This window comes from Pseudomonas sichuanensis, assembly GCF_024749065.1.
GTDB classification, from domain to species: domain Bacteria; phylum Pseudomonadota; class Gammaproteobacteria; order Pseudomonadales; family Pseudomonadaceae; genus Aquipseudomonas; species Aquipseudomonas sichuanensis.
This window is the reverse complement of the sequence record NZ_CP087185.1, coordinates 2,973,202-2,994,023: the sequence shown is the minus strand read 5'-3', so window position 1 is coordinate 2,994,023 and position 20,822 is coordinate 2,973,202. Positions and strand designations below refer to the sequence as shown.

Here is a 20,822-nt window from a genome sequence, read left to right as displayed (position 1 = left end):
GCAGGCTCAGCGGTTGTTCTGAACGAAGGCGGCGAGGGCGTCGAGCGACTCCAGGTGCTCGTCGATCTCGGTGGCCGGCACTTTGACGCCGAACGCATTCTTCACCGCCATGACGATGTCCACCGCGGTCATCGAATCGACCAGGCCGGACTCGATCAGCAGGTCGTCGTGGGCCACCGGGGTGCCGACCACGTTTTCGATGATTTCGGCCAGTTGTTGCTTGAGGGCTTGTTCGCTCATGTCAATCACTCCATGGATTCAGAATTGGAAGTACAGGAAGCGTGCTTCCTTGTGCAGGTTCATCAGGCACAGCGCCAGCAGCAGCGCCATGATCAGCAGCCATTTGAGGGTCGGCGCCCAGCGCAGCGCGGCCGGGCCGTCGAGCTGCGCGCGGGCCAGCGACGGCGAGAAGCCGCCCATGATCTGTTGCGAATTGGGCAGGAACCAGGCCACGGCCAGCACTGCCAGTACGTGCAGCGTCTCCAGGTGGCGGCCCACCAGTAGGCGCCAGGCGTCACCCCAGGCAATACCGGCCGGGTACAGGACCTCGGGCAGGCTGCCCAGGCCACGCAGGCCGAACATGCCCTCGATCAGCAGCACGGCATCATGGGTGGACTCGGCGCGGAAGAAAGCCTGGGCAACGATCACCGCAGCGAAGGTCAGCAGCACGTAGCCCGCCACTTTCAGCGGGTGCTGCGTGGCCTTGTTGTTGCGCCCGACCACGAAGATGCGCCAGGCATGGTTGATCGACAGATAGGCGGCATGCAGCAGGCCGAAGATCAAGAATTGCAGGCCGGCGCCGTGCCAGATGCCGGCCAGGCCCATGGTGAAGGTGGTCGGCAGGATGATCGCCGCGGCGAAGCCGCCTGGCGTTGCCGCGCCCTGGGTGCCGACCGGCAGCCCGCGCTTGCCGCGCCACTCCGACACCGCCATGGCCACCGGGTAATACAGGTAGGCGGTCAGGTAGCGGGTCAGGGTCATGTGCCAGCGGGCCCAGAAATCGATGATGTTGCTGGCTTTGTACGGCGAATTGAAGTTCAGCGGGAAGCGAATGCCGAACATCTTGGCCAGGCCCAGGGCCATGTCCGAATAGCCGGAGAAGTCGAAGTACAGCTGCAGTGCGTAGGCGATGCCGGTGCCCCACGCCGCCCAGAACCCGAGGCTGCCAGGGTCGGCGAAGCCGGCGTCGGCATAGGGGGCGATCGGGTCGGCCAGCAGCACCTTCTTGGCCAGACCGATGACGAACAGCATGCCGCCAACGCTCAAGTTTTCGGCGCGGAACCGGTAGTTATCCGGCTGGGCGAACTGCGGCATCATTTCCTTGTGGTGCAGGATCGGCCCGGCGATCAGGTGCGGGAAGAAGGTCACGAACAGCACGTAGCTGAGCAGGCTGCGTTCCTTGACGATGCCGGCGCGGCAGTCGAGCAAGAAGCCGATCTGGGTGAAGGTGAAGAACGAAATGCCCAGGGGCAGGATGATGTCGTCCAGGCGGGTGCCGGCCAGGCCCCAGTCCTGGGCGAAGTTCACCAGGGTGACGAAGTACTTGTAGTGGAACAGCAGCGCAATGTCGGCGCCGACCCCGGCCGTGGTGATCAGCAATTGCAGGCGTGAGCGCCCGGCCGTGCCGAGGATGGCCAGGCTGACCAGATAGTTGAAGGCGATCGAGCCGATCAGCAGCAGCACGAACTGCGGGTTCCACCAACCGTAGAACACGATCGAGGTCACGCACAGCCACAGCGCGGCGCCGCGCAGGCTGCGGGCGGCGATCAGGTAGTGGGCGGCCAGGGTCAGCGGCAGGAACAGCAGCAGGAACAGATAGGAGTTAAAGAGCATGGTCGGCCTGCGGTTCAGGTAGCGTTGCCAGCACGGCGCGCTCGTCGGCGGTCAATGGCAGCGACAGGGCGCTTTCGGAGAATTCCCAGATCACCAGCTTGAGGCTGGCCGGCCAGCGCTCGCGCTTGCCCAGCGCGGCCAGCAGCGCACCGCTGAACTGGCCGCCGTCCAGGCTCTGGTTCCACACCTGCTGGCCAAGGTTGCGGCCCAGGCGTTCGGCAAAGGCGCTGCGCCGGCCGTTGGAACTGCCCGCCAGCAGCACCTGCACCGGCGGGGTGTCGTCGAGCAGGCCGCCACTGCGCTGCACCTGGATCTGCTGCGGGTGTTCGTCTTCCACGGCCGGGCGCCAGGCGCTGGCGGCGTGCTCAAGGCCCGCCAGTACGATCAGGTCACCCATGCGCGGTTGCGCCGCGCCAACCTGGGAGCTGGTGAACAGCTGGTCGCGCTTGCCATCGAGCAGCGCCAGGGCGCTGGCGGCCACGGCATCGGCGGCGCGCTGGGCACCGTCGGCATTGAGATGCACATCGGTGCGGAAGAATTGTGGCGGGGTTTGCGGGCCGTGGGCCAAGGCCGCCCCGAGGTCGGCATAGGGCACGCCCTGGCTGGCCAGGCTGGCTTGCCACTGGCCCAGGCGCGCCTGCAGTTGCGGCGACTGTTGCAGGCCGCAGAGGGCCTGGCTTTCGATACGGGATTTGTCCGGCACGGCCACCAACAGCACCTGCAGGCCCTGGCTGCGCAGTTGCCCGACCCAGTGCTGCATCAGCCGCAGGCGCGCTTCATAGGCACCTTTTACACCGGCCTGGGCGCGCAGGCCGTCGCGGTAGAACAGCCAGCCCGGGCAACCCTGTACCACTTGGTCGCCCAGGTCGCCGAGCAGGCGATAGCGCACCGCCGCGCTCAGGGTGTCGGCGTTTTTTTGCAGTTCGGGTTGCAACGCATCACCCAGGGCCTTGCCGGCCTCGCCGTCGAACCAGGCCGCCGGCTGCAGCTGCGCGGCATCGAGCTTGCTGTTGAACAGCAGCCACAGGCCACAGGCCTGGGCCAGCAGCAACAGGCCGATCACCGCGGCGGTGTAGCCACGGTGGGAAGGGGTGACGGGGGTCGCCTGTTCAGCCATGGCTCACTTTCCGGCAGCGGCGCGCAGGCGCTGGCGCCAGCTCTCGGCGCTCATGATCGAGGCGTTGTCCCACAGGCCGCTGGCCTGGGGGCCCTGGGCGTAGGTGGGCTCGAACATCTGCCACACCAGAACTTGCGGCGGGTTGCGCTTGAAGTCGGCCGACTCCAGGTACTCCAGCAGCATGATCCACTGGCCGACGTTGCCGGGCTTCCAGTTCACCGACACTGGGCGGTCGATGCTGTTGGACAGTTTTTGCGGGAAGCCGAAGTACGGCTGCACCATGCTGTGGCCGGTCACGTGCAGCGGCGCCGGGGCGTCGTCGAGCAGGCCGTTGGCCGCGGCCTGACGGCGTACGGTGAAGGTTTCGCGGCCGGTCTGCTTGCGTTGCTCGAGGGTGAGGAAGCGCTCGGCCAGGTCGCCGTAGCGGCGCTCCTTGAACTCGCTGCCCAGCTGCATGCCACTGCCGGCAGTGCCCTTGAGCGCCGGCACATCGCGGCGGGCCTGCTCGGCGGTGGCTTGCGCCGTGGCGTCGGCGGCGGCCTGGGTCCAGTGCTGGTCGGTGCGGTAGAACACGTCCTTGCCGCCGTCCTTGAGCTGGCGCAGCACGGCCTCGTCGTCGATGGCGCTGATGCCGGCTTTGCGCAGGCTGGCCAGGATGGTCTGGTAGCGCTGCTGCACGGCAGGGCTCAGGGCTTTGCCGGCGGGCAGCTTGTCCTGGTAGAAGCGGGTCTTGTCGGGCAGCACCAGCACCTGCAACTGCACGCCGCGCGCGGCCAGGGCCTGCTGGGCGTCCTTGATCAGCGCGGTGGAGGCTTCGATGCCGCGGCTGTCGACCTCGGTGAGGCTGCCCCAGCCAGGGAACAGCCAGCCGTCGTTGCCACGCAGCACGATCGACGAGTCATCGGCCTGGGCGGCGGGCATGGCAAAGCCGATGCTTGCGGCCAGCAGGCTGGCGGCGAGGCCTTTGAAAGAGCGGGTGAGCACAGAAGACGGCAGCATGGCGGGGGTCCTCAATACGACAGAGTCAGGTTCATGAACAGGCCCTCGGCCCGATCGGAGGCACCGCCGCCGATGGCGAAGCGGTATTGGGCCGTCCAGTCCAGGTAGGAGCGGGGCGTATGGTAATGGTCTTCACGGAAGTAGTAGCGCAGGGCGACGCCAGGGCCGGCGGCCATGGACCAGGAGCTCTGGTCGCGGGTCATGGAGTATTTGCCGCTGTCGATATCGGCCAGCAGGCCGCTTTTGCCCTTGAGGTCGGTCACTTCGTCTTTCTGCCAGATCCAGTCGGCAGCGCCAACCACATGCGGGAAGAGCACCAGGTTTGGCGAAATTTCGGTCAGCCGGAAGCTGCGCCCCAGGCGAACCTCGTTGCTGAGGAACAGCTGTTTGCGCAGTAGTTGGCCATCGGCCGTGCCCAGTGCTCGGGTACGCGAGCCTTCGTTGTCAACGTCGTACAGCGTGTACTTCGCGGCGTTGTCTTCCAGCGAATAACCCAGTTGCGAATAAGCATCCACGGTCCACCAACTGCGCTCCATGCGCAGTTCGGTGCCACGGTAGAAACCGTAGGTTGCATAGGCTAGCCAGCCGCCGGCGCTGTCGTCCTTGAGTTTGTAAGTCATCAAGGCACCGTTGATACGTGCTGCCGGGTCCTGGTTCAGTGTGTTGGCTTCCTGAACGGTTTGTTGAAATTCACAGCGCACGCTGTTCTTGCCGGGGTTCGCTGTGCCTTCGCGGGTCGCCGAGCCGATCAGGAAGCGCCGTTCGAGGCCGAACGTGAAGCCGGTATCGGAAAGCGAATAACGCATGCCCAGGGACGCAATGGTGCTGGGGAAGCCACTGACCGACTTCGAATCGGTCGAGCCGTTGTCGTCCAGCGCCTGGTGGCTGCAAGGGTCGATTGCACCTGCCGATTTGAAGCGGCCACCTTCATCCCACAGGGTATTGCTCATCCGCCCATACAGCTCCAGCACGCCGTTCTGGTCATTGAACTGGCTGGGCCGCCAGTACAGTTCGGCGGTGCTGAAGATCGAGTCGCCGGCCGAGCTTTGCCCGGCGTTGGCGATGGTGGTGCTCGGGCGCGCGCCGCGGTAGCTGGCGGTCACGGTGGCACCCCATTCGCGGTCATAGGCGGTGATGGCGCTGCGGGTGTTGTGGCGCTGCTGTTCATCCAGCTGCAGGGTGCCGGCATCGTCCATGTCGATGGCGTGCTTGAGCTGGCGAACGGCGGCCGGTTTTTCACCCATGGCCGACAGCGCATAGGCCTCGTCGAGCACCACGGTCTTCGGCGCCTTGCCGGTGTCGCGGGCGGCGCGGAAGTCCTCACGGGCGCGGGCGGGCTGGGCCGTGCGCATGCGCAGGTAGCCGCGCTGCATCAGCAGCTCGGCGTCGCTTGGGGTACGGGCGATGGCGTCGCTCAGGCGCTGCTCGGCTTCGGCGGCCTGCTGCGGGTTGCCAGCGGCCAGGGCGGTGGTGAGCAGGCGCTGGAACTCGAGGTTGTCCGGGTCCTGTTCGACGGCCTTGCGCGCCTGCTCGATCGCTACCTGGTAGTCCTGGCGCGCATAGGCGGCGTAGGCCTCGCTGGCCGGGCCGGCGGCGCCGCCGGCATCGGCGGGCAGCAGTTCGCACTGGGTGCCGTAGGGGGTGTCCTGGCACGACTGGCGCGGCGCCGGGTAGGTGCTCAGGTTCAGCGCGGTGGCCGGGGTGCGCGCGTCGGCCAGGGTCTGCTGGCGTTTGGCTACGGCCTCGTCAGTGGCGTCCATGGGCGCCAGCAGGGCCGTGGCGCGGGCCTTGTCACCGCCGGCCAGGGCCGCGTCGATGGCGATCAGGCGCACGTTGCGCAGTTGTTCCTCGTCGAGCCAGTCCTGGGCCAGGGCGCTGTCGAAGTCGCTGTCGGCCGCCTGGGCGTTGCCCTGGTACTGGCGCAGGTAGCCGCGCATCACCAGCATCACGGTGCTTTCGTCATCGGCTTCGAGGGCTTGGTTGGCGGCCTGCTCGGCGGCGGCGGGCTGGTTGTCCAGCAGCAGCACGGTCACCAGCAGCAGGCGGTGGCTGGCGATGTCCGGCGCCAGGCGCACGGCTTCACGGGCCAGCGGCACGGCATCGCCGGGGCGGTTGGCGATCAGCGCCTGATAGGCCTGCTCGGCCGGGCGCACGGCCATGCGCCGGTTCAAGGTCTGGCGGCGGGCTTCCAGGTCGCTGGTGTTGGGTGCGCCCAGGCTGATCGCGGTGCCGGCGGCGGTGGCGGCCTCGGCCCAGCGTTGCTGCGCCTCCAGGCTGTCGAGCCAGAGCAGGGCCCAGGCACCTTGGCTTGGGTCGGTACGGAACGCCCGCTCGCCATCGCGCTCGGCGGCGGCCATGTCGCCGGCGTTGTAGGCCGCATAGGCCTTGGTCGCCAGCGGGAAGCCACGCTGGTAAGCCGCCGAAGGGGCCGGGCCGCTGGCGGCCGGGGCATTTTGTTGCAGGTTGGTCACCGCCGCCTGCAGGCCGGGGTCGCGCACGCCGCGCTTGAGCGCGCTTTGCGCCGCCTGGCGGGCTTCGTTACGGCGGCCGAGCTTCTGCAGGGTGTAGACCTTGAGCAGGTTCAGCCGAGCCACGTCCGGGCGCAGCTTGAGGGCGGCATCCACCTGTTGCAGGGCATCGCGGTAGCGCCCCGACTGGTAGCTGCGAAAGGCCTGGTCGGCCTGTTCCCAGGCCACGCCTTCAAGCGGCACCTCGGCGGCCAGGGCGGTGGGCAGGTTGGCGCAGGCAAGCCAGGCACCGAACAACAGGATGGCGGGGCGAGCAGGGGTCATGTCAGTGCGGCAGCCTGGGTCTTGTTCGCCGCCGTAGCGGGCTTGGTTTCGGGGAAGGACGCTGCGGGCTCGCCGTTTTCCTGTTGGAACAGGATGGCTTCGTTGAGCGTGTCCGCATCCAGGTAGCCGTGCTCGAGCAGGATCTGCCCCAGCGGCTTGTGTTCTTCGGCCTGGGCCTTGAGGGCCTGGGCCAGGATATCGTCGTCGATGGCGCGCCACGACAGCAGCAGCTCGCCAAGGCGCAGGCGCTGCTGGTGCAACTGGTCGGCCGAGGGGAAGTCGTGCATCGTCTTGTCCCAGACCAGCTTCTTGCCCAGGAACAGGTAGCCCAGGTACAGGCGCCAGGCGCGTGCCGCGGCCATGGCATTGATGAAGTTGCCGATGATCATCCGCGGCCCCGACAGCAGGGCGTGCTCCCAGCCATACAGGCGGCCGACGAAGTACGCGCGCTGCAGGATACGCAGGCTCAGGGCCAGGGTGTTGGCCCACATCAGGTCGAGCAGCAGGCTGTTGGGCGAGAACACCGACGGGAAGAACACCTTCCAGTGGCCTGTGGCGCTGATCCCCAGGAAGATCAGGTGCTGGAACAGCAACACGTAGGCGAGGATGGCGACGAACGAGGTGATCAGGCCCTTGCGGTCGCGGAACAGCAGGTACTTGGTCGCCAGCGAGCCTTCCCAGCCCACCTGGCTCCAGCCTTGCAGGCCGATGCCCAGGGTCCAGCGGGCCTTTTGCCGGTAGGCGGTGCGGAAGGTGTCGGGGAAATACTCACGCACGCCCAGGGGCATGTGCACGGCCACCAGCTTTTCCTTGCCGTTGCCGAACCAGGTGGTGCGCTTGGCCACGTAGTCCACCGGGAACTTGCCGAAGATCTGCTTCATGCCGCGCCGCGCCAGGCGTGCGCCGATGTCGTAGTCCTCGGTGAGGGTATCGGTGTTGAACGGCTGGTTGTTGGTCTCGGCCGACAGCTCCAGCAGCGCCTTGCGCGAGAAGCAGGTGCCGACACCGGCCGACGGCACCATGCGCGACATGCTCTCGCGCACCACCAGGTCCTTGGTGTGCCATTCGGCGAACTCGTCCATGTAGGTGCCGGCCACCAGTTCGTACCAGTCACGCTCCAGGGAGGTGACCGGCAACTGGATGAAGTCGATGCGCGGCAGCAGGTAGTTGAAGTAGTGCAGCTCCAGGCGGTGCAGCACGTCTTCGCTGTCGTGCAGGATCATCCCGGCGAAGGGCTCGGGCATGCGCGCGTCCTGGGCGAAGATCGCCTGGATGATCCAGTTCAGGCAGTCGGCCTTGCAGGTCGGGCCGTCATGGGGCACTTCGACCCGGATCAACTGCTTGTAACGCCGGCGCATGCGCTCCACCTCGTCGATGGTGCGCTGGTCGTTGCAGTAGGTGCCGACGAAGATGTAGTAGTTCTTGTAGTCCAGCGAGCCGACCATGTTCTCCAGCATCGGCGCGATCACGTCGTACTCCAGCCACGCCGGGATCATGATCGCCAGCGGCTGCTCGGGCTTGGCGCGCAGTTGCTCCACCGTCAGCGCCTGGTAGCGCTTGCGACGGATCAGCAGCTTGCGGTACGTCTGGCGCACCCAGTACCAGGTATCGATGAACAGGTCATCGAGGCTGGACAGCAGGATCAGCACACCGACGACGGCGGTGACGATCTCCAGCCCCCGGTAATACTCCGCCAGCAGGTACGGCCAATAGAGTGAGAACATGCGTGCTTACCCCGGCCTACTTGCCTTTGTGCTTCAGACGCAGCCGGCGGGCGATTACACCCAGCAGCACCAGCAAGAGGACGATGCCGGACAGGGTGGGCAACGCCCACACCAGTTGCTTGCGCCACTGGTGGAACGGCGTGCCGGCCAGGTTGAGTTCCGGGTCGGTGGTGTCGACCCAGGTCAACGGGCCTTGCTCGCCAATCACCACGGCATTGCCCTGGGTCAGCAGGAAGGGTACCTGCGGCACCATGGCCGGGTTGCCCAGGCTGTTCCAGAGCACGCCGTGCTGGCCGCTGGAGTCGACCACCGACAAGGTGCCCAGGCCTTGCGGCCCCTGCAGGTCGAGGGCCAGTTGCTGGTTGCCCTGGGCCTGCAGGCGCTGCAGCTCGGCGACGCCCAGCAGCGGCTTGGCGCCGGGCAGTTGCACGTCCACGGCCAGGAACGGCCGCGACGGCGCGACCTCTGCCTTGCCGTCGGCCAGCACCAGCTCGGCGTTGACCGGCGACAGCGAGGCAGCGCTGGCCAGACGGATCAGTTTGCCCAGGCTGGCCACCGGCGTTTGCAGGACGGTCTGGTCGACGATCACCTGGGGTTTGCCGGCCAGCAGCGGCAGCAGGCCGATGAAGGTCCCGTCGGGTTCGGCGTCGGCCGAGCTCAGGTAGCTGCTGGGCAGCACGTTGACCGGGTAGGCCTGTGGGATCTCGGCGCAATTTGGCGAGCTTGGCTGACGCTGGAAGCGCACCTGCACGGTGTTGGTGACGCCCAGGGCGTAGCCCGGGATGCGCGCCTTCAACCGCTCGGGGCTGCCATCGGCATCCAGTTGCGCGGCGTTGAGCAGCACGTTGTTCCAAATCACCGAGGCGACCGGCGGGGTAGGCGAGGCGCCCGGCGCGGCGGCGAGGTCGAGGTTGAGTTCCCCCGGCATGCGGCCGTTGGTCGACACGGCGCTGAGCGGGAAGGTGGCAGTCCACTCGCCACGGCTGACCACATCGAAGGTGCCGAAGTTACCGCCCAGGGCGCTCAGGCGCAGATGCCCGTGTTCGTTGCGCAGCGCGTCACCCACTTCCTTGACCTGCGCCTCGCGCGACACCAGCACATTGCGCCAGTTTGCGTCGAACACGCCGGCGGCCTTGGCGCCGCCATCGGCAGCCACGGCCACCAAGGCCTGGCGGCCCAGGCTGAGCAGTTGCAGTTGCTGGCTGGGCAGGGCGCCTGTGGCCAGGCTGGCCTTCTGCTTGCGCCATTGCGCCAGGGCGGCGAGGGCGGCCTGGTCGTCCTGCAGCTGTTGCGCCAGGGCGTCCAGGGCAGCGTTGAGCTGTGCCACCAGCGCGCTGTCAACGATGGCCAGGTCGGCGTGGATCGCCGGGGCATCGAGCAGCAGCAGGGCACCCAGCTCGGCCGGGCTGGCCAGGGTGTGGCTGGCCTGGCCGGTCAGGGCGGCGAAGGCCGGGACTTTAGCCAGGGCCGCTGGCACTTCGATGCCGGCCAGCGACAGGCTGTCGCCGACTTGCGGCAAGGCACGTACCTGGGCGCGGCGGGCGCTGCGCTCCAGGGCCACGCCCAGGCGCCAGGCGCTGTCGAAGCTGTTGCGTTCGAGCGCACCGCCCGCTACCAGAATCACAGGTTCACCCGGCAGGCTGCTCCAGGCTTCAGCCAGGCTGCCCAGGGCCGACATCGAGTAGCGGTAGCTCAGACGCGTCTGTGGCGACAAGGTCAGCACGTTGGCGGTGGCCCGTGGCGGGGCGCAGAAGTCCTCCGAAACCGGCGAGCTCCAGTCCAGGCTGAAATTGACGAAGCCACTGGCGTGCTTGCCGCTGTCCACTGCCAGGCTGCGGCTGAGGTCGCCTTCGGCGCGGTTGACGCGCTCGGCCACGCGGGGCTGACCATCGACGGCCAGGCGCAGGGTGGCTGGCTGCTCTTCACCCTTGATGAACTGGCCCTTGAGCTCGATCTGCGCATCGCTGATCGCCACGCCCTTGGGAACCGGCAGGAAGAACGCCTGGCGGTTGTCGGCCTGGTCGAGCACCACTGGGTTGGTGATGCCCAGGTCCTTGAGCGAAACGCTGCGGGACACCCAATCCTGGGCCATCAGCGCTTGCAAGGCATCGCTGGCAGGGGTGGCATGGGCGAGGATCGGGGAGGTAAGGGCAGTGCCCAGAACGGCGAACTGCAAGCGGCGAGTCGTGTTACTCAACGATCTAGTCCTTGAAGGTTCAGTGGCGTTGGCAGCGCACAGCGGGCGTGCAAACGTGTGCGCCGACAGGCGTTTTAAGGCGCAGGTCTTCGCGTGGCTATTCGGGTAATCAGTGACGATTGGGGAAGCGAACGCTGTCAAACGGTCGTTCGAGGGCGATGCCACTTCGTCAAGACATCGGGGTCGTACTCTCTAATATCAAAGTGCCCATGTCAATATTTTGATGCTTTTTTGTAAGAAATTTCGACCGGCGACGTCAGAGCAAATGACGTCGCCGTTTTATTGACGCTTATGCACCTTCAGCGCACCTGGAAGGGTGTGAACGGGCGCCCCAGCAGGGCATTGACGATGCGCTCGCTGGCGTTGCCGTCGCCATACGGGTTGACGCTGCGCGCTACCTGGGCATAGAGCGCGTGATCATCCAGCATGGCCTGCACCGCCTGGACGATCCGCGCACTGTCGGTGCCCACCAGCTTGACCGTGCCGGCGGCCACGGCTTCCGGGCGCTCGGTGGTGTTGCGCATGACCAGCACTGGCTTGCCCAGGTGTGGTGCCTCTTCCTGCACGCCGCCGGAGTCGGTCAGTACCAGGTGGGCGCGCTGCATGAACCAAACGAACTCCAGGTAGTCCAGCGGGTCGATCAACTGCACGTTGGGGTTGTCGCCCAACACCGTCATGACCACATCGCGCACCTGCGGGTTGAGATGCACTGGGTAGACGATCTGCACATCGTCGCGCTTGGCCAGCTCGCCCAGGGCCTGGCAGATCTGCCGGAAACCGTCGCCGAAGTTCTCCCGGCGGTGGCCGGTGACCAGGATCAGCCGGCGGCTGGCGTCGAGCCACGGGTAGCGGCTGGCGAAGCCTTCGCCGATCTCGGGTTCGCGGTCGAGCTTCTGCAGGATCAGGTCCAGCGCGTCGATCACGGTGTTGCCGGTAATGTGGATCTGCCCCTGCAGGTTCTCCTGCAACAGGTTGTTGCGCGAAGTGACGGTGGGGGCGAACAGCCAGCGGGCCATCACGTCCACCACGCGGCGGTTCATTTCCTCGGGGAAGGGTTGGGCCAGGTCGCCGGTGCGCAGGCCGGCCTCGACATGGCCGATGGCGATGCCGCGGTGGAACGCCGCCATGCTGCAGGCGGCGGCGGTGGTGGTGTCGCCGTGCACCAGCACGCAATCAGGCTTGAGTTCGTCGAGCAGGGCGTCGATGCGGGTCATCAGGCGGGCGAACAGGCCATTGAGGGTTTGCCCCGGGACCATCACATCGAGGTCGTGGTCGACCGGCACGGCAAACAGCTGCAGTACCTGGTCGAGCATCTGCCGGTGCTGGCCGGTGCTGCAGACGATGCTTTCGACACCCTCGGTCCGGGCCAGGACCTTGACCAAAGGCGCCATCTTGATGGCTTCTGGGCGGGTGCCGAACAACGTCAGAACTTTCATCACGCACGACTCCACTGTTAAACGAACGGTTGAATGGCGCGGATGATACCGGATTGATATTGCAGTGCATTGATCTGATGCCACGGGGCGCAATTTTTCCTTTGGCCTGTCGCCGTTTGCGACTTGCCGGTGCCGTACTAGGCTGCTGGATACCCGTGGCGGGCGTTGCCCCGCCACTGACCAGGAGGTGGCCGATGTTGCCTTTGCCTAACGAGCTCAAGCTGTCCCGGGCGTTGCTGGACGTGCTGATACGCGCAGGCCTGGTGGCTGCGCTGGTGGTCACCTGCTTCGCGGTGTTCCGTCCGTTCCTGAGCCTGATGCTCTGGGCGGTGATCCTGGCCATCACCTTCTACCCGCTGCATGGGCGTTTGCGCGCCAGGCTTGGCTTGAAAAGCGGGCATGCGGCCAGCCTGATCATCCTGGTCACGCTGCTGATCCTGATGGTGCCGATCTACCTGCTGGGCGACTCCATCGCAGCGTCGGTGTCCGCGGCGATGGAGCTGTTCAAGAGCGGGGCCTGGCATGTGCCGCAGGCCAACCCGGTGGTGGCCACCTGGCCGCTGGTGGGGCCGCCGCTGTACGGCTTCTGGCAACAGGCGGCCACCGATGCCACCAGCCTGATCCAGAGCGTCACCCCGCACCTCAAAGGCATCGGCATGGTGGTGCTGGGCAAGCTGGCCGGGGTCGGCACCGGCTTCTTGCTGTTCATCGGCGCGTTGATCCTGTCGGGCGTGGTCATGGCCTTTGGCGACAACGGTGAGCGCAGCGCGGTGCAAATCGCCACGCGCATCTCCGGCGCCGAACGCGGCCCGCTGATTGCCGAGCTGTGCACCGCGACCATTCGCGCGGTGGCCCAGGGCGTGGTCGGCATCGCCTTCATCCAGATGCTGCTGGTGGGGCTCGGTTTCGTGTTCATGGGCATCCCCGGCGCCGGCCTGCTGGCCATTCTGGTGCTGCTGCTGGGGATCATGCAGTTACCGGTGTTGCTGATCACGCTGCCGGTGGTGGCCTTTGTGTTCTTTACCGAAGGCGCCAGTGTCGGCGCCGTGGTGTTTGCCGTGTACAGCGTGCTGGCCGGCATGGTCGACAACGTGCTCAAGCCCCTGTTGCTGGGGCGCGGGGTCAATGTGCCGATGCCGGTGGTGCTGATCGGAGCGCTGGGGGGCATGGTCGCCGAAGGCATCATCGGCTTGTTCATCGGCCCGGTGATCCTGGCCATCGGCTACATGCTGTTCTGGCAGTGGGTGGAGCAGGGGCCGGCCGTTGGCAACGCGTGATCGAGCGAGGGAGCCCATGGCTAAGCGAATCGTCGCAGGGTGCTGCCTGCTCGCGCTGCTGCTCATCAGCCTGGCCAGCCTGGCCAGCCAGGCCAGCGAGCAGGCCAGCGTGGCGGCGGCCGAGCCTGCCGAACTCAAGGTCGCCAACCGCAGCATCATGGTGTTCCATGCCACCGTGCTCGGCGAAGCGCCTGCCGCTCGGGCCCGGCGTGCCGAGGCGGTGATCAATGAACGGCTGGATGAAGGCGTGGACAGTAGGGTCAGCCTGGACACCGTCCAGGACAGCTTCCTGGTGCTGCTGGGTGACCGCCGCGCCTTCATCGTCTCGCCCAGGGACCTGGTCGGCACCGACCTCGACACCCGGCAGGGCGCCGAGGCCGCCGCACAACGCCTGCGCCAGGTGGTCGACGAGGCGCAGCAGGCCCGCAGCCCGCGTTTTCTGCTGACCGCCGCCGGGCTCAGTGCCGCCGCCACGCTGGTGTACATCCTGCTGGTCAAGCTCTGCGCATGGCTGCACCACAAGGCCTTGTCCTGGCTGCCCAAGCGCGTGCGCAAACATGCCAGTGCCTTGCGCATCGGCCACACGCAGCTGGTCGATTCCAGCAACCTGTACCCGCTGTTGCGGCGCCTGCTGGCCCTGGTGCGCTGGACCCTGGTGCTGTTGCTGACCTACGAATGGCTGAGCTTCGTCCTGCAGCGTTTCCCCTACACCCGGCCCTGGGGCGAAAGCCTGAACCTGTACCTGCTGGGGCTGCTGCGGCATGTGCTGACCGGCATCATCGACGCCATCCCGGGGTTGCTGATCGCTTTGCTGATCTTCTTCATCGCCCGTGGCATCAGCGCCTTCAGCAAGCGCCTGCTCGAGCGCCTGGCCCGGCCGGGCTCGATCAGCTGGCTGACCCAGGAAACCCTGCAACCCACCACCCGCCTGACCTCGCTGGCGATCTGGCTGTTCGCCCTGGCCATGGCCTACCCGTACCTGCCGGGCGCCGACACCGAAGCGTTCAAGGGCTTGTCGGTGCTGATCGGCCTGATGATCTCGCTGGGCGCCACCAGTGTGGTCGGCCAGGCCGCTGCGGGGCTCATCCTCACCTATACCCGCACCCTGCGCCCCGGCGAGTACGTGCGCATTGGCGAGCACGAGGGCACGGTGACCGAGCTGGGCATGTTCACCACCACCATTCGCACTGGGCTGGGCGAGGTGCTGACACTGCCCAACTCGATGATTACCGGCGCGGTGACCAAGAACTACTCGCGAGTGGTGCAAGGGCAGGGCTATGTGGTCGATACCACGGTGACGATTGGCTACGACACGCCCTGGCGCCAGGTCGAGGCGATGCTGCTGGAGGCGGCGCGGCGCACCGAAGGGGTGCTCGACTCACCCCGCCCGCAAGTGTTCCAGACCGCTTTGTCGGACTTCTATCCCGAATACCGCCTGGTGGCCCAGGCTGTGCCCAGCGAGCCACGGCCGCGGGCCGAGCTGCTGACCCTGTTGCACGCCAATATCCAGGATGTGTTCAACGAGTTCGGCGTGCAGATCATGTCGCCGCACTACCTGGGGGACCCCGCGCAGGAGAAGGTGGTGCCCAAGGAGCAGTGGTACAGCGCGCCGGCGGCCAGGCCCAACGAGGCGAACGAGTGACGCAAGCGGTTTGCCGACGCCCGCAAAGGGTGACTGGACCTGATCATGGAGCTGGGCGATGGAATGGCTGGCAGAAGGACTGAGAAGGGGCGTGCTGATACTTGCACTGCTTGCCACAGGCAGCGCCGCAGGTGACCCGTTGCCGACAGCGGCCAAGGACCGCGAAGGCTACGCCAAGCCTGAGAGTTGCCAGGGCTGCCATGCCGAACAGGCCGGGCAGTGGCAGCATTCGGACCATGCCTGGGCGCTGCGCGAGGCCAAGGCGGGCAATGTACTGGGCAACTTCGACGACACGCGCTTCGACCAGGATGGCGTCAAAGCGCGGTTTTTCCGCAAGGGTGATGGCTATTACGTCAACATCGAGGGCGAGGACGGCAAGCCTGCGGACCTGCGCATCCTCTATACCTTTGGCCACCAGCCATTGCAGCAGTATCTGGTGGCGCTGTCCCGTGGGCGCTTGCAGGCCCTGACCATCGCCTGGGACAGCCGAACCCAGGCCCAGGGCGGGCAACGCTGGTTCTCCCTGTACCCCGGCCAGCGCTTCAGCCCCGACGACCCGCTGCACTGGACCGGCCGCTACCAGAACTGGAACGCCATGTGCGCCGACTGCCATTCCACCCGGCTGCTCAAGCACTACAACGACCAGCAGGACAGCTTCGCCAGCACCTGGCAGGAGCCGACCGTGGGCTGCCAGGGCTGCCATGGCCCCGGCCAGGCGCATGTCGACTGGGCCAGTGCAACGCCCGCCGGCAATCAGCCGGGTAAAGGGCTGGTGGTCGATTACAAGGCGCTCGGCAGCAAGGGCCAGGTCGAGCAGTGCGCGTTTTGCCACAGCCGTCGGCAAACCCTGGGCAACGGCCAGACGCCCGGCCATCCGCAGCTTGACCAGAGCCTGCCCGCCACCCTGCGCAGCGGCCTTTATCATGCAGACGGGCAGATCGACGGCGAGGTCTACGAGTTCGGCTCGTTCAGCCAAAGCCGGATGTACGCCGCCGGGGTCGGCTGTACCGATTGCCACAACCCGCACACCAGCAAAGTGCGCATAGAAGGCAACGGCCTGTGCCTGCAGTGCCACAACACCCAGCCCAACACCGCGCGCTTCGCCGGTTTGCAGGCCAAGGACTACGACAGCCCGGCGCACCACCATCACGCCGCAGGCTCGCCTGGCGCGCAGTGCGTGAGCTGCCATATGCCGAGCAAGACCTACATGGTGGTCGACCCGCGCCGCGACCACAGCCTGCGCATACCGCGCCCGGACCTCGCCGCCCAGACCGGCAGCCCGGACGCCTGCACGGCCTGCCACACGGACCGCGCGGCTGCCTGGGCCGCCAGCGCCATCGACCAGTGGTACGGCACGCCGCAACGACCGGCCCATTACGGGCAGGCGCTGCAAGGCGTGCGTGAAGACCCGGGCACAGCCATGAGCCGCCTGGGCTACCTGCTGGCCGACAAGGCCAACCCGGCCATCGTCCGCGCCACCGCCGCCGACCAGCTGGCGGACCTGGGGCCAGGCGCCGTCAGCAACCTGCGCTGGGCCCTGCAGGACGCCGACCCGTTGATCCGCGCCTATGCCGTGGCAGGGTTCAGCAGCCTGCCCGCCGAGGAGCGGCTCAAGCCTTTGCTGCCGTTACTGGCAGATCCGCGCCTGGCGGTGCGCGATGAAACCGTACGGGCCATGGCCGATATCGCGCCGGCGCAGTTGCCCGAGGCCCAGCAGGCCAGTTTCAAGGCCCAGCTTGGCGACTATGAGCAGCGCCTGCGCGGCAATGCCGACCTGCCGGGCGGGCGCTTGAACCTGGCGGTGCTGCTAGCGCGCCAGGGGCGTGACGAGGAGGCGATGGCGCACTACCGGCAAGCCCTGCGCATGGACCCGTATTTCGTCCCGGCGCGGGTCAACCTGGTGACCCTGGCCAGCGCTGCCAACCGCCCCGCAGAAGCCGAAGCGCTGCTACGCGAGGGTGCGGCATTGGACAAGATGCCGCCGACCGACCGTGGCAACCTGGCGTACATGCTGGCCCTGCTGCTGGTCGAGCATGGCCGCAACGAGGAGGGCCTGGAATGGATGGGCCAAGCCGCCACAGCGCTGCCGGGCAATGCGCGTATCCGCTACAACCAGGGCCTGCTGCTGTCGCGCCTGAACCGCCGCGACGAAGCCTTGCAGGCATTGCGCAGCGGCCTTACGCAGTCGCCGGACGACGCCGACCTGCTGTACTCGTTGATCTACCTGCATGCCCTGGCCGGCGAACGCGAAGCCGCCTTCGGCTACGTGCAGCGCATGCGCGAGGCGGCGCCGGACGATCCGCGCCTGCAGGCCATCGAGCCTTACTGGCGGCAAACGCAGTAAATGTTTCGGGATCTTGCGTCAACCGGCACGGCAACTACAGTTGCTTGACCGCAAACGAGGACAGGGAGCGGGCATGTGGACACTCATGAGCAGGTCAAAGCACTGCAAGCGTCGGTCGCCGAGCAGGTACTCGGCCAGGCCGACACCATTCACCAGGTGATCCTGGCGCTGCTCGCCAACGGCCATGTGCTGCTGGAAAGCCTGCCGGGGTTGGCCAAGACCCGTACGGTCAAGGCCCTGGCCAGCCACCTGGACGCGCAGATGCGGCGCATCCAGTTCACCCCCGACCTGCTGCCCTCGGACATCACCGGTGGCGAGATCCTGCAGCAGACCGCCGAGGGCAACCGCATCAGCTTCCAGCCGGGGCCGCTGTTCGGCAACGTGATCCTCGCCGACGAGATCAACCGTGCGCCGGCCAAGGTGCAGGCGGCGTTGCTAGAAGCCATGGAAGAGCGGCAGATCACCGTGGCCGGCCAGTGTTACCCGATGCCCGGCCTGTTCATGGTGCTGGCGACCCAGAACCCCATCGAGCAAGAGGGCACCTACCCCTTGCCCGAAGCGCAGATGGACCGCTTCCTGATGAAGCTGCAGCTCGATTACCCCGCGCCCGCCGACGAGGCCCAGGTGTTGCGGCTGGTGCGCGCCGAGGACCAGGCCAGTACGGGCGAACCGCTGCGCCTGGCCCAGGAGGTGATTTTCGCGGCGCGCCGCGAAGTGGCCAAGGTGCACGTGGCACCGGCGATCGACAACTACCTGGTCGCCCTGGTCAACGCCACGCGCCACCCGGCAGAACGCGATGCCGAACTGGGGCGCTGGATCAGCATCGGCGCCAGCCCCCGTGGCGGCATCAGCCTGGACCGGGTGGCGCGGGCACATGCCTGGCTCAACGGGCAGGATTTCGTCTCGCCGGACGATGTGCGCGCCGCCGTGCACCCGGTGTTGCGCCATCGCCTGCAACTGTCCTATGACGCCATCACCGATGGGGTAGGGGCCGACCAGGTGATCGACCGGCTGTTGGACAAGGTCGCCATACCGGCCTGAGGGTGCCGCCATGCCCACCGCCCGCCGCACGCCTGATGGCTTCGCCTACGCCTCGCTGGCCGAGTTGATGGCCCTGGAATCGCGTGCCCGGGGCCTGAGCTTCGTCGCCCGGCAGCCGCTGTCGAGCATCTTGTCCGGCAACCACGCCTCACGCCTGCGCGGGCGCGGGTTGAGCTTCGACGAGCTGCGCCACTACGTGCCCGGCGACGACCTGCGCCACCTCGACTGGCGCGCCTCGCTGCGCTACGGCAAACCTTTCGTGCGGACCTTCAGCGAGGAGCGCGATCGGCCGACCTTGTTGCTGGTGGACCAGCGCATGAGCATGTTCTTTGGCTCGCAGCGCTACTTCAAGTCGGTGACCGCCGCCCAGCTGGCGGCCGTGTGTGCGTGGATGGCGCTGCAGGCCGGCGACCGCGTCGGTGCCATGGTGCTCGGCGAGGCCGGTGTCGAACACCTGCGCCCGCTGCGCAGCCGCGCCCGGGTGCAGGCCTTGTGCGCGGCGGTGGTGCGGGCCAATCACCGGTTGTCGGCGCACGGCGCGGCGCTGGCGGATGACGGGCGCCTGGACGCGTTGCTGCGTACCTGCATCGGCGCCGCCGGGCACGATCACCTAGTGTGCGTGATCAGCGACTTTGCTGGGGTCGGCGAACAGACCCTGGCGCTGCTGCGCCAGTTACGCCAGCACAACGATGTGATCGCGCTGCAGGTGTATGACCCCATCGCCCTGCAACTGCCGGACAAGGGTCGGCTCACCGTGACCCAGGGCGCCATGCAGGTGGCTATGGACATAGGCCGCAGCCAGGTTCGCCGGCCACTGGGCGATTACCTGGCCGGGCGCCTGCGCGAGGTCGCCGAACTGTTACGCCGCAGCCAGGTGCCGTTGCTGATGATCAGCACTGGCGATGACAGCCTGGAGCAACTGCGCAAGGAGCTCGGGCGGCTGGCGGAGCGGGCGCGATGAGCGGGCCTGCGGTCGACCAGCTACAAGAGCTGGCGCCGGGCGCGCCGCCGTTCAGCTACCTACCGCAGACCTGGGGCTGGGGGCTGTTGCTGGGGCTGCTGCTGGCCGGCCTGCTGACCGGGGCGGTGCTGCGCTGCTGGCGCTGGCGACGTGATCGCTACCGGCGCGAGGCATTGCTGCGCCTGGACCAGTTGGCGGCGGCTGCGGCAGAGCAACGACTGATGGCCTTGCGCGAACTGCCCGAGCTGCTCAAACGGGTGGCCCTGTCGATGCCCGGGGCACCTGCCGTTGGCACGCTCGGCGGCCAGGCCTGGCAGCAATTTTTGGCCACTCACGCCCGGCAACCGCTGCCGGCGACCTTCGCGGCGCAACTGCAACTGCTGGCCTACGCCCCGGATGCACAGCTTGCCGCGCTGGACGACGCCAGCGTGCAACGCCTGTTTGATGTCACCCGGCAGTGGATCGAGGCGCACCATGTGGCGCTTTGACTACCCCTGGGTATTCCTGCTGTTGCCGCTGGCATGGCTGGCTTACCGCTGGCTCAGGCCCTACCACGAAGCCCGCAGCGCGCTGCGCGTGCCGTTCTTCACCGCCCTGCGCCAGGCCCTCGGCCAAGGCCCCGGCAGCAGCACAGTCAACGCCGGTGGCTGGCAACTGCTGCTCAATGAGCTGGCCTGGGTGTTGCTGCTGGTCGCCTGTGCGCGCCCGGTGCTGGTCGAGCAGCCGATCCGCCATGTGCAACCCAGCCGCGACCTGATGCTGGCCATCGATATCTCCCAATCCATGCAGGCCAAGGACTACAGCGGTGCAGATGGCCAGCGCAGTGACCGTTTGACTGCTGTGAAGGCGGTAGTGCGCGATTTCATCGCCCGGCGCGAGGGCGACCGCATCGGCCTGATCCTGTTCGGCAGCGGCGCCTACCCCCAGGCGCCGCTGACCCTCGACCACGCCAGCCTGCAGTTGTTGCTGGACGAGGCCGGGGTCGGCATGGCCGGGCCCAATACGGCCCTGGGCGACGCCATCGGCCTGACCATCAAGTTGCTGGAAGCGGCCAAGGAGCAGGAAAAGGTGCTGATCCTGCTTACCGACGGCAACGACACCGGCAGCGCCATCACCCCCGAGCATGCCGCGCGGCTGGCCCGCGAGCACGGCATCGTGGTGCATGCCATCGGCATCGGCGACCCGGCGGCCACCGGCGAGGACAAGGTCGACCTGCATACCTTGCAGGTGATCGCGCAGACCACCGGCGGCCGGTTCTTCCGCGCCGATGACCGCACGGCGCTGCAGCAGGTGTATGCCACGCTCGACCAGATCACCCCGCATGACGTCACCACCCTCAGCCACCAACCGCGGCGCGACCTGTTCGTCTGGCCCCTGGGCGCAGCCCTGGCCGTGCTGCTGCTCGGCCAGGGCCTGGCGCTACTGGGCGCCCGAGCCGCCGCAGCCAAGGAGCCCTGAG

14 protein-coding genes and 1 pseudogene are annotated in these 20,822 nt (G+C 67.2%); 7 read left to right on the top strand and 8 right to left on the bottom strand.

What is annotated here, in order from left to right:
- Nucleotides 1-6: 6 nt before the first annotated feature.
- From LOY51_RS13555 to wecB, 8 genes and pseudogenes are all read right to left on the bottom strand, one after another.
- Nucleotides 7-240, bottom strand: a complete 234-nt coding sequence (locus LOY51_RS13555) for an acyl carrier protein (protein WP_125464092.1) — start codon at nt 238-240, stop codon at nt 7-9.
- A gap of 18 nt (nt 241-258) precedes the next feature.
- The gene (locus LOY51_RS13550; RefSeq protein WP_258646592.1) at nt 259-1,833 is read right to left on the bottom strand and encodes an MBOAT family O-acyltransferase; all 1,575 of its coding nucleotides are present in this window, start codon (nt 1,831-1,833) and stop codon (nt 259-261) included.
- Nucleotides 1,823-2,950, bottom strand: a complete 1,128-nt coding sequence (locus tag LOY51_RS13545) for an alginate O-acetyltransferase AlgX-related protein (protein WP_258646591.1) — start codon at nt 2,948-2,950, stop codon at nt 1,823-1,825. Before LOY51_RS13545 ends, LOY51_RS13550 begins: the two co-directional genes overlap by 11 nt.
- Before the next feature lie 3 nt (nt 2,951-2,953).
- A complete protein-coding gene (locus tag LOY51_RS13540; protein WP_258646590.1) occupies nt 2,954-3,949 on the bottom strand; it encodes an alginate O-acetyltransferase AlgX-related protein in 996 nt (331 codons plus the stop codon).
- 11 nt (nt 3,950-3,960) lie between these two features.
- Nucleotides 3,961-6,741: an NfrA family protein gene (locus LOY51_RS13535; protein WP_125858630.1), complete on the bottom strand. Its 2,781-nt coding sequence runs from the start codon at nt 6,739-6,741 to the stop codon at nt 3,961-3,963.
- A 77-nt stretch (nt 6,742-6,818) separates the two neighbouring features.
- A pseudogene (locus tag LOY51_RS13530) lies at nt 6,819-8,465 on the bottom strand (glycosyl transferase family protein); the annotation flags it as partial.
- Nucleotides 8,466-8,481: 16 nt separating this feature from the next.
- Entirely contained in the window at nt 8,482-10,662 is a 2,181-nt protein-coding gene (locus LOY51_RS13525) for a hypothetical protein (RefSeq protein WP_258646589.1), read from the bottom strand.
- A 299-nt stretch (nt 10,663-10,961) separates the two neighbouring features.
- Nucleotides 10,962-12,098, bottom strand: coding sequence for a non-hydrolyzing UDP-N-acetylglucosamine 2-epimerase (gene wecB / locus LOY51_RS13520; protein WP_309475593.1), 1,137 nt, complete (start codon nt 12,096-12,098; stop codon nt 10,962-10,964).
- A 194-nt stretch (nt 12,099-12,292) separates the two neighbouring features.
- On the opposite strand from wecB, the gene LOY51_RS13515 reads away from it, so the two are divergent.
- From LOY51_RS13515 to LOY51_RS13485, 7 genes are all read left to right on the top strand, one after another.
- Complete coding sequence (locus LOY51_RS13515; RefSeq protein ID WP_125858627.1) at nt 12,293-13,375, top strand: AI-2E family transporter; 1,083 nt, start codon at nt 12,293-12,295, stop codon at nt 13,373-13,375.
- Between the two features lie 16 nt (nt 13,376-13,391).
- Nucleotides 13,392-15,017, top strand: a complete 1,626-nt coding sequence (locus tag LOY51_RS13510) for a mechanosensitive ion channel family protein (protein ID WP_258646585.1) — start codon at nt 13,392-13,394, stop codon at nt 15,015-15,017.
- A gap of 58 nt (nt 15,018-15,075) precedes the next feature.
- Nucleotides 15,076-17,361: a tetratricopeptide repeat protein gene (locus tag LOY51_RS13505; RefSeq protein WP_258646583.1), complete on the top strand. Its 2,286-nt coding sequence runs from the start codon at nt 15,076-15,078 to the stop codon at nt 17,359-17,361.
- Between the two features lie 75 nt (nt 17,362-17,436).
- Nucleotides 17,437-18,402: an AAA family ATPase gene (locus LOY51_RS13500; protein WP_258646581.1), complete on the top strand. Its 966-nt coding sequence runs from the start codon at nt 17,437-17,439 to the stop codon at nt 18,400-18,402.
- Between the two features lie 10 nt (nt 18,403-18,412).
- Nucleotides 18,413-19,363, top strand: coding sequence for a DUF58 domain-containing protein (locus tag LOY51_RS13495; RefSeq protein WP_258646580.1), 951 nt, complete (start codon nt 18,413-18,415; stop codon nt 19,361-19,363).
- Entirely contained in the window at nt 19,360-19,851 is a 492-nt protein-coding gene (locus LOY51_RS13490; protein ID WP_258646579.1) for a DUF4381 domain-containing protein, read from the top strand. The genes LOY51_RS13495 and LOY51_RS13490 overlap by 4 nt, the downstream gene beginning before the upstream one ends.
- On the top strand, nt 19,838-20,821 hold the full coding sequence (locus LOY51_RS13485; RefSeq protein ID WP_258646578.1) for a vWA domain-containing protein: 984 nt from the start codon (nt 19,838-19,840) through the stop codon (nt 20,819-20,821). Before LOY51_RS13490 ends, LOY51_RS13485 begins: the two co-directional genes overlap by 14 nt.
- The last annotated feature ends 1 nt before the right edge of the window (nt 20,822 follow it).

What these genes read in the sequence shown, in the direction of transcription:
- LOY51_RS13540 (WP_258646590.1), bottom strand. Translation starts at nt 3,949, where the DNA reads ATGCTGCCGTCTTCTGTGCTCACCCGCTCTTTCAAAGGCCTCGCCGCC.
- LOY51_RS13505 (WP_258646583.1), top strand. Translation starts at nt 15,076, where the DNA reads ATGGAATGGCTGGCAGAAGGACTGAGAAGGGGCGTGCTGATACTTGCA.
- wecB (WP_309475593.1), bottom strand. Translation starts at nt 12,098, where the DNA reads ATGAAAGTTCTGACGTTGTTCGGCACCCGCCCAGAAGCCATCAAGATG.
- LOY51_RS13485 (WP_258646578.1), top strand. Translation starts at nt 19,838, where the DNA reads ATGTGGCGCTTTGACTACCCCTGGGTATTCCTGCTGTTGCCGCTGGCA.
- LOY51_RS13535 (WP_125858630.1), bottom strand. Translation starts at nt 6,741, where the DNA reads ATGACCCCTGCTCGCCCCGCCATCCTGTTGTTCGGTGCCTGGCTTGCC.
- LOY51_RS13555 (WP_125464092.1), bottom strand. Translation starts at nt 240, where the DNA reads ATGAGCGAACAAGCCCTCAAGCAACAACTGGCCGAAATCATCGAAAAC.
- LOY51_RS13495 (WP_258646580.1), top strand. Translation starts at nt 18,413, where the DNA reads ATGCCCACCGCCCGCCGCACGCCTGATGGCTTCGCCTACGCCTCGCTG.
- LOY51_RS13490 (WP_258646579.1), top strand. Translation starts at nt 19,360, where the DNA reads ATGAGCGGGCCTGCGGTCGACCAGCTACAAGAGCTGGCGCCGGGCGCG.
- LOY51_RS13545 (WP_258646591.1), bottom strand. Translation starts at nt 2,950, where the DNA reads ATGGCTGAACAGGCGACCCCCGTCACCCCTTCCCACCGTGGCTACACC.
- LOY51_RS13510 (WP_258646585.1), top strand. Translation starts at nt 13,392, where the DNA reads ATGGCTAAGCGAATCGTCGCAGGGTGCTGCCTGCTCGCGCTGCTGCTC.
- LOY51_RS13550 (WP_258646592.1), bottom strand. Translation starts at nt 1,833, where the DNA reads ATGCTCTTTAACTCCTATCTGTTCCTGCTGCTGTTCCTGCCGCTGACC.
- LOY51_RS13515 (WP_125858627.1), top strand. Translation starts at nt 12,293, where the DNA reads ATGTTGCCTTTGCCTAACGAGCTCAAGCTGTCCCGGGCGTTGCTGGAC.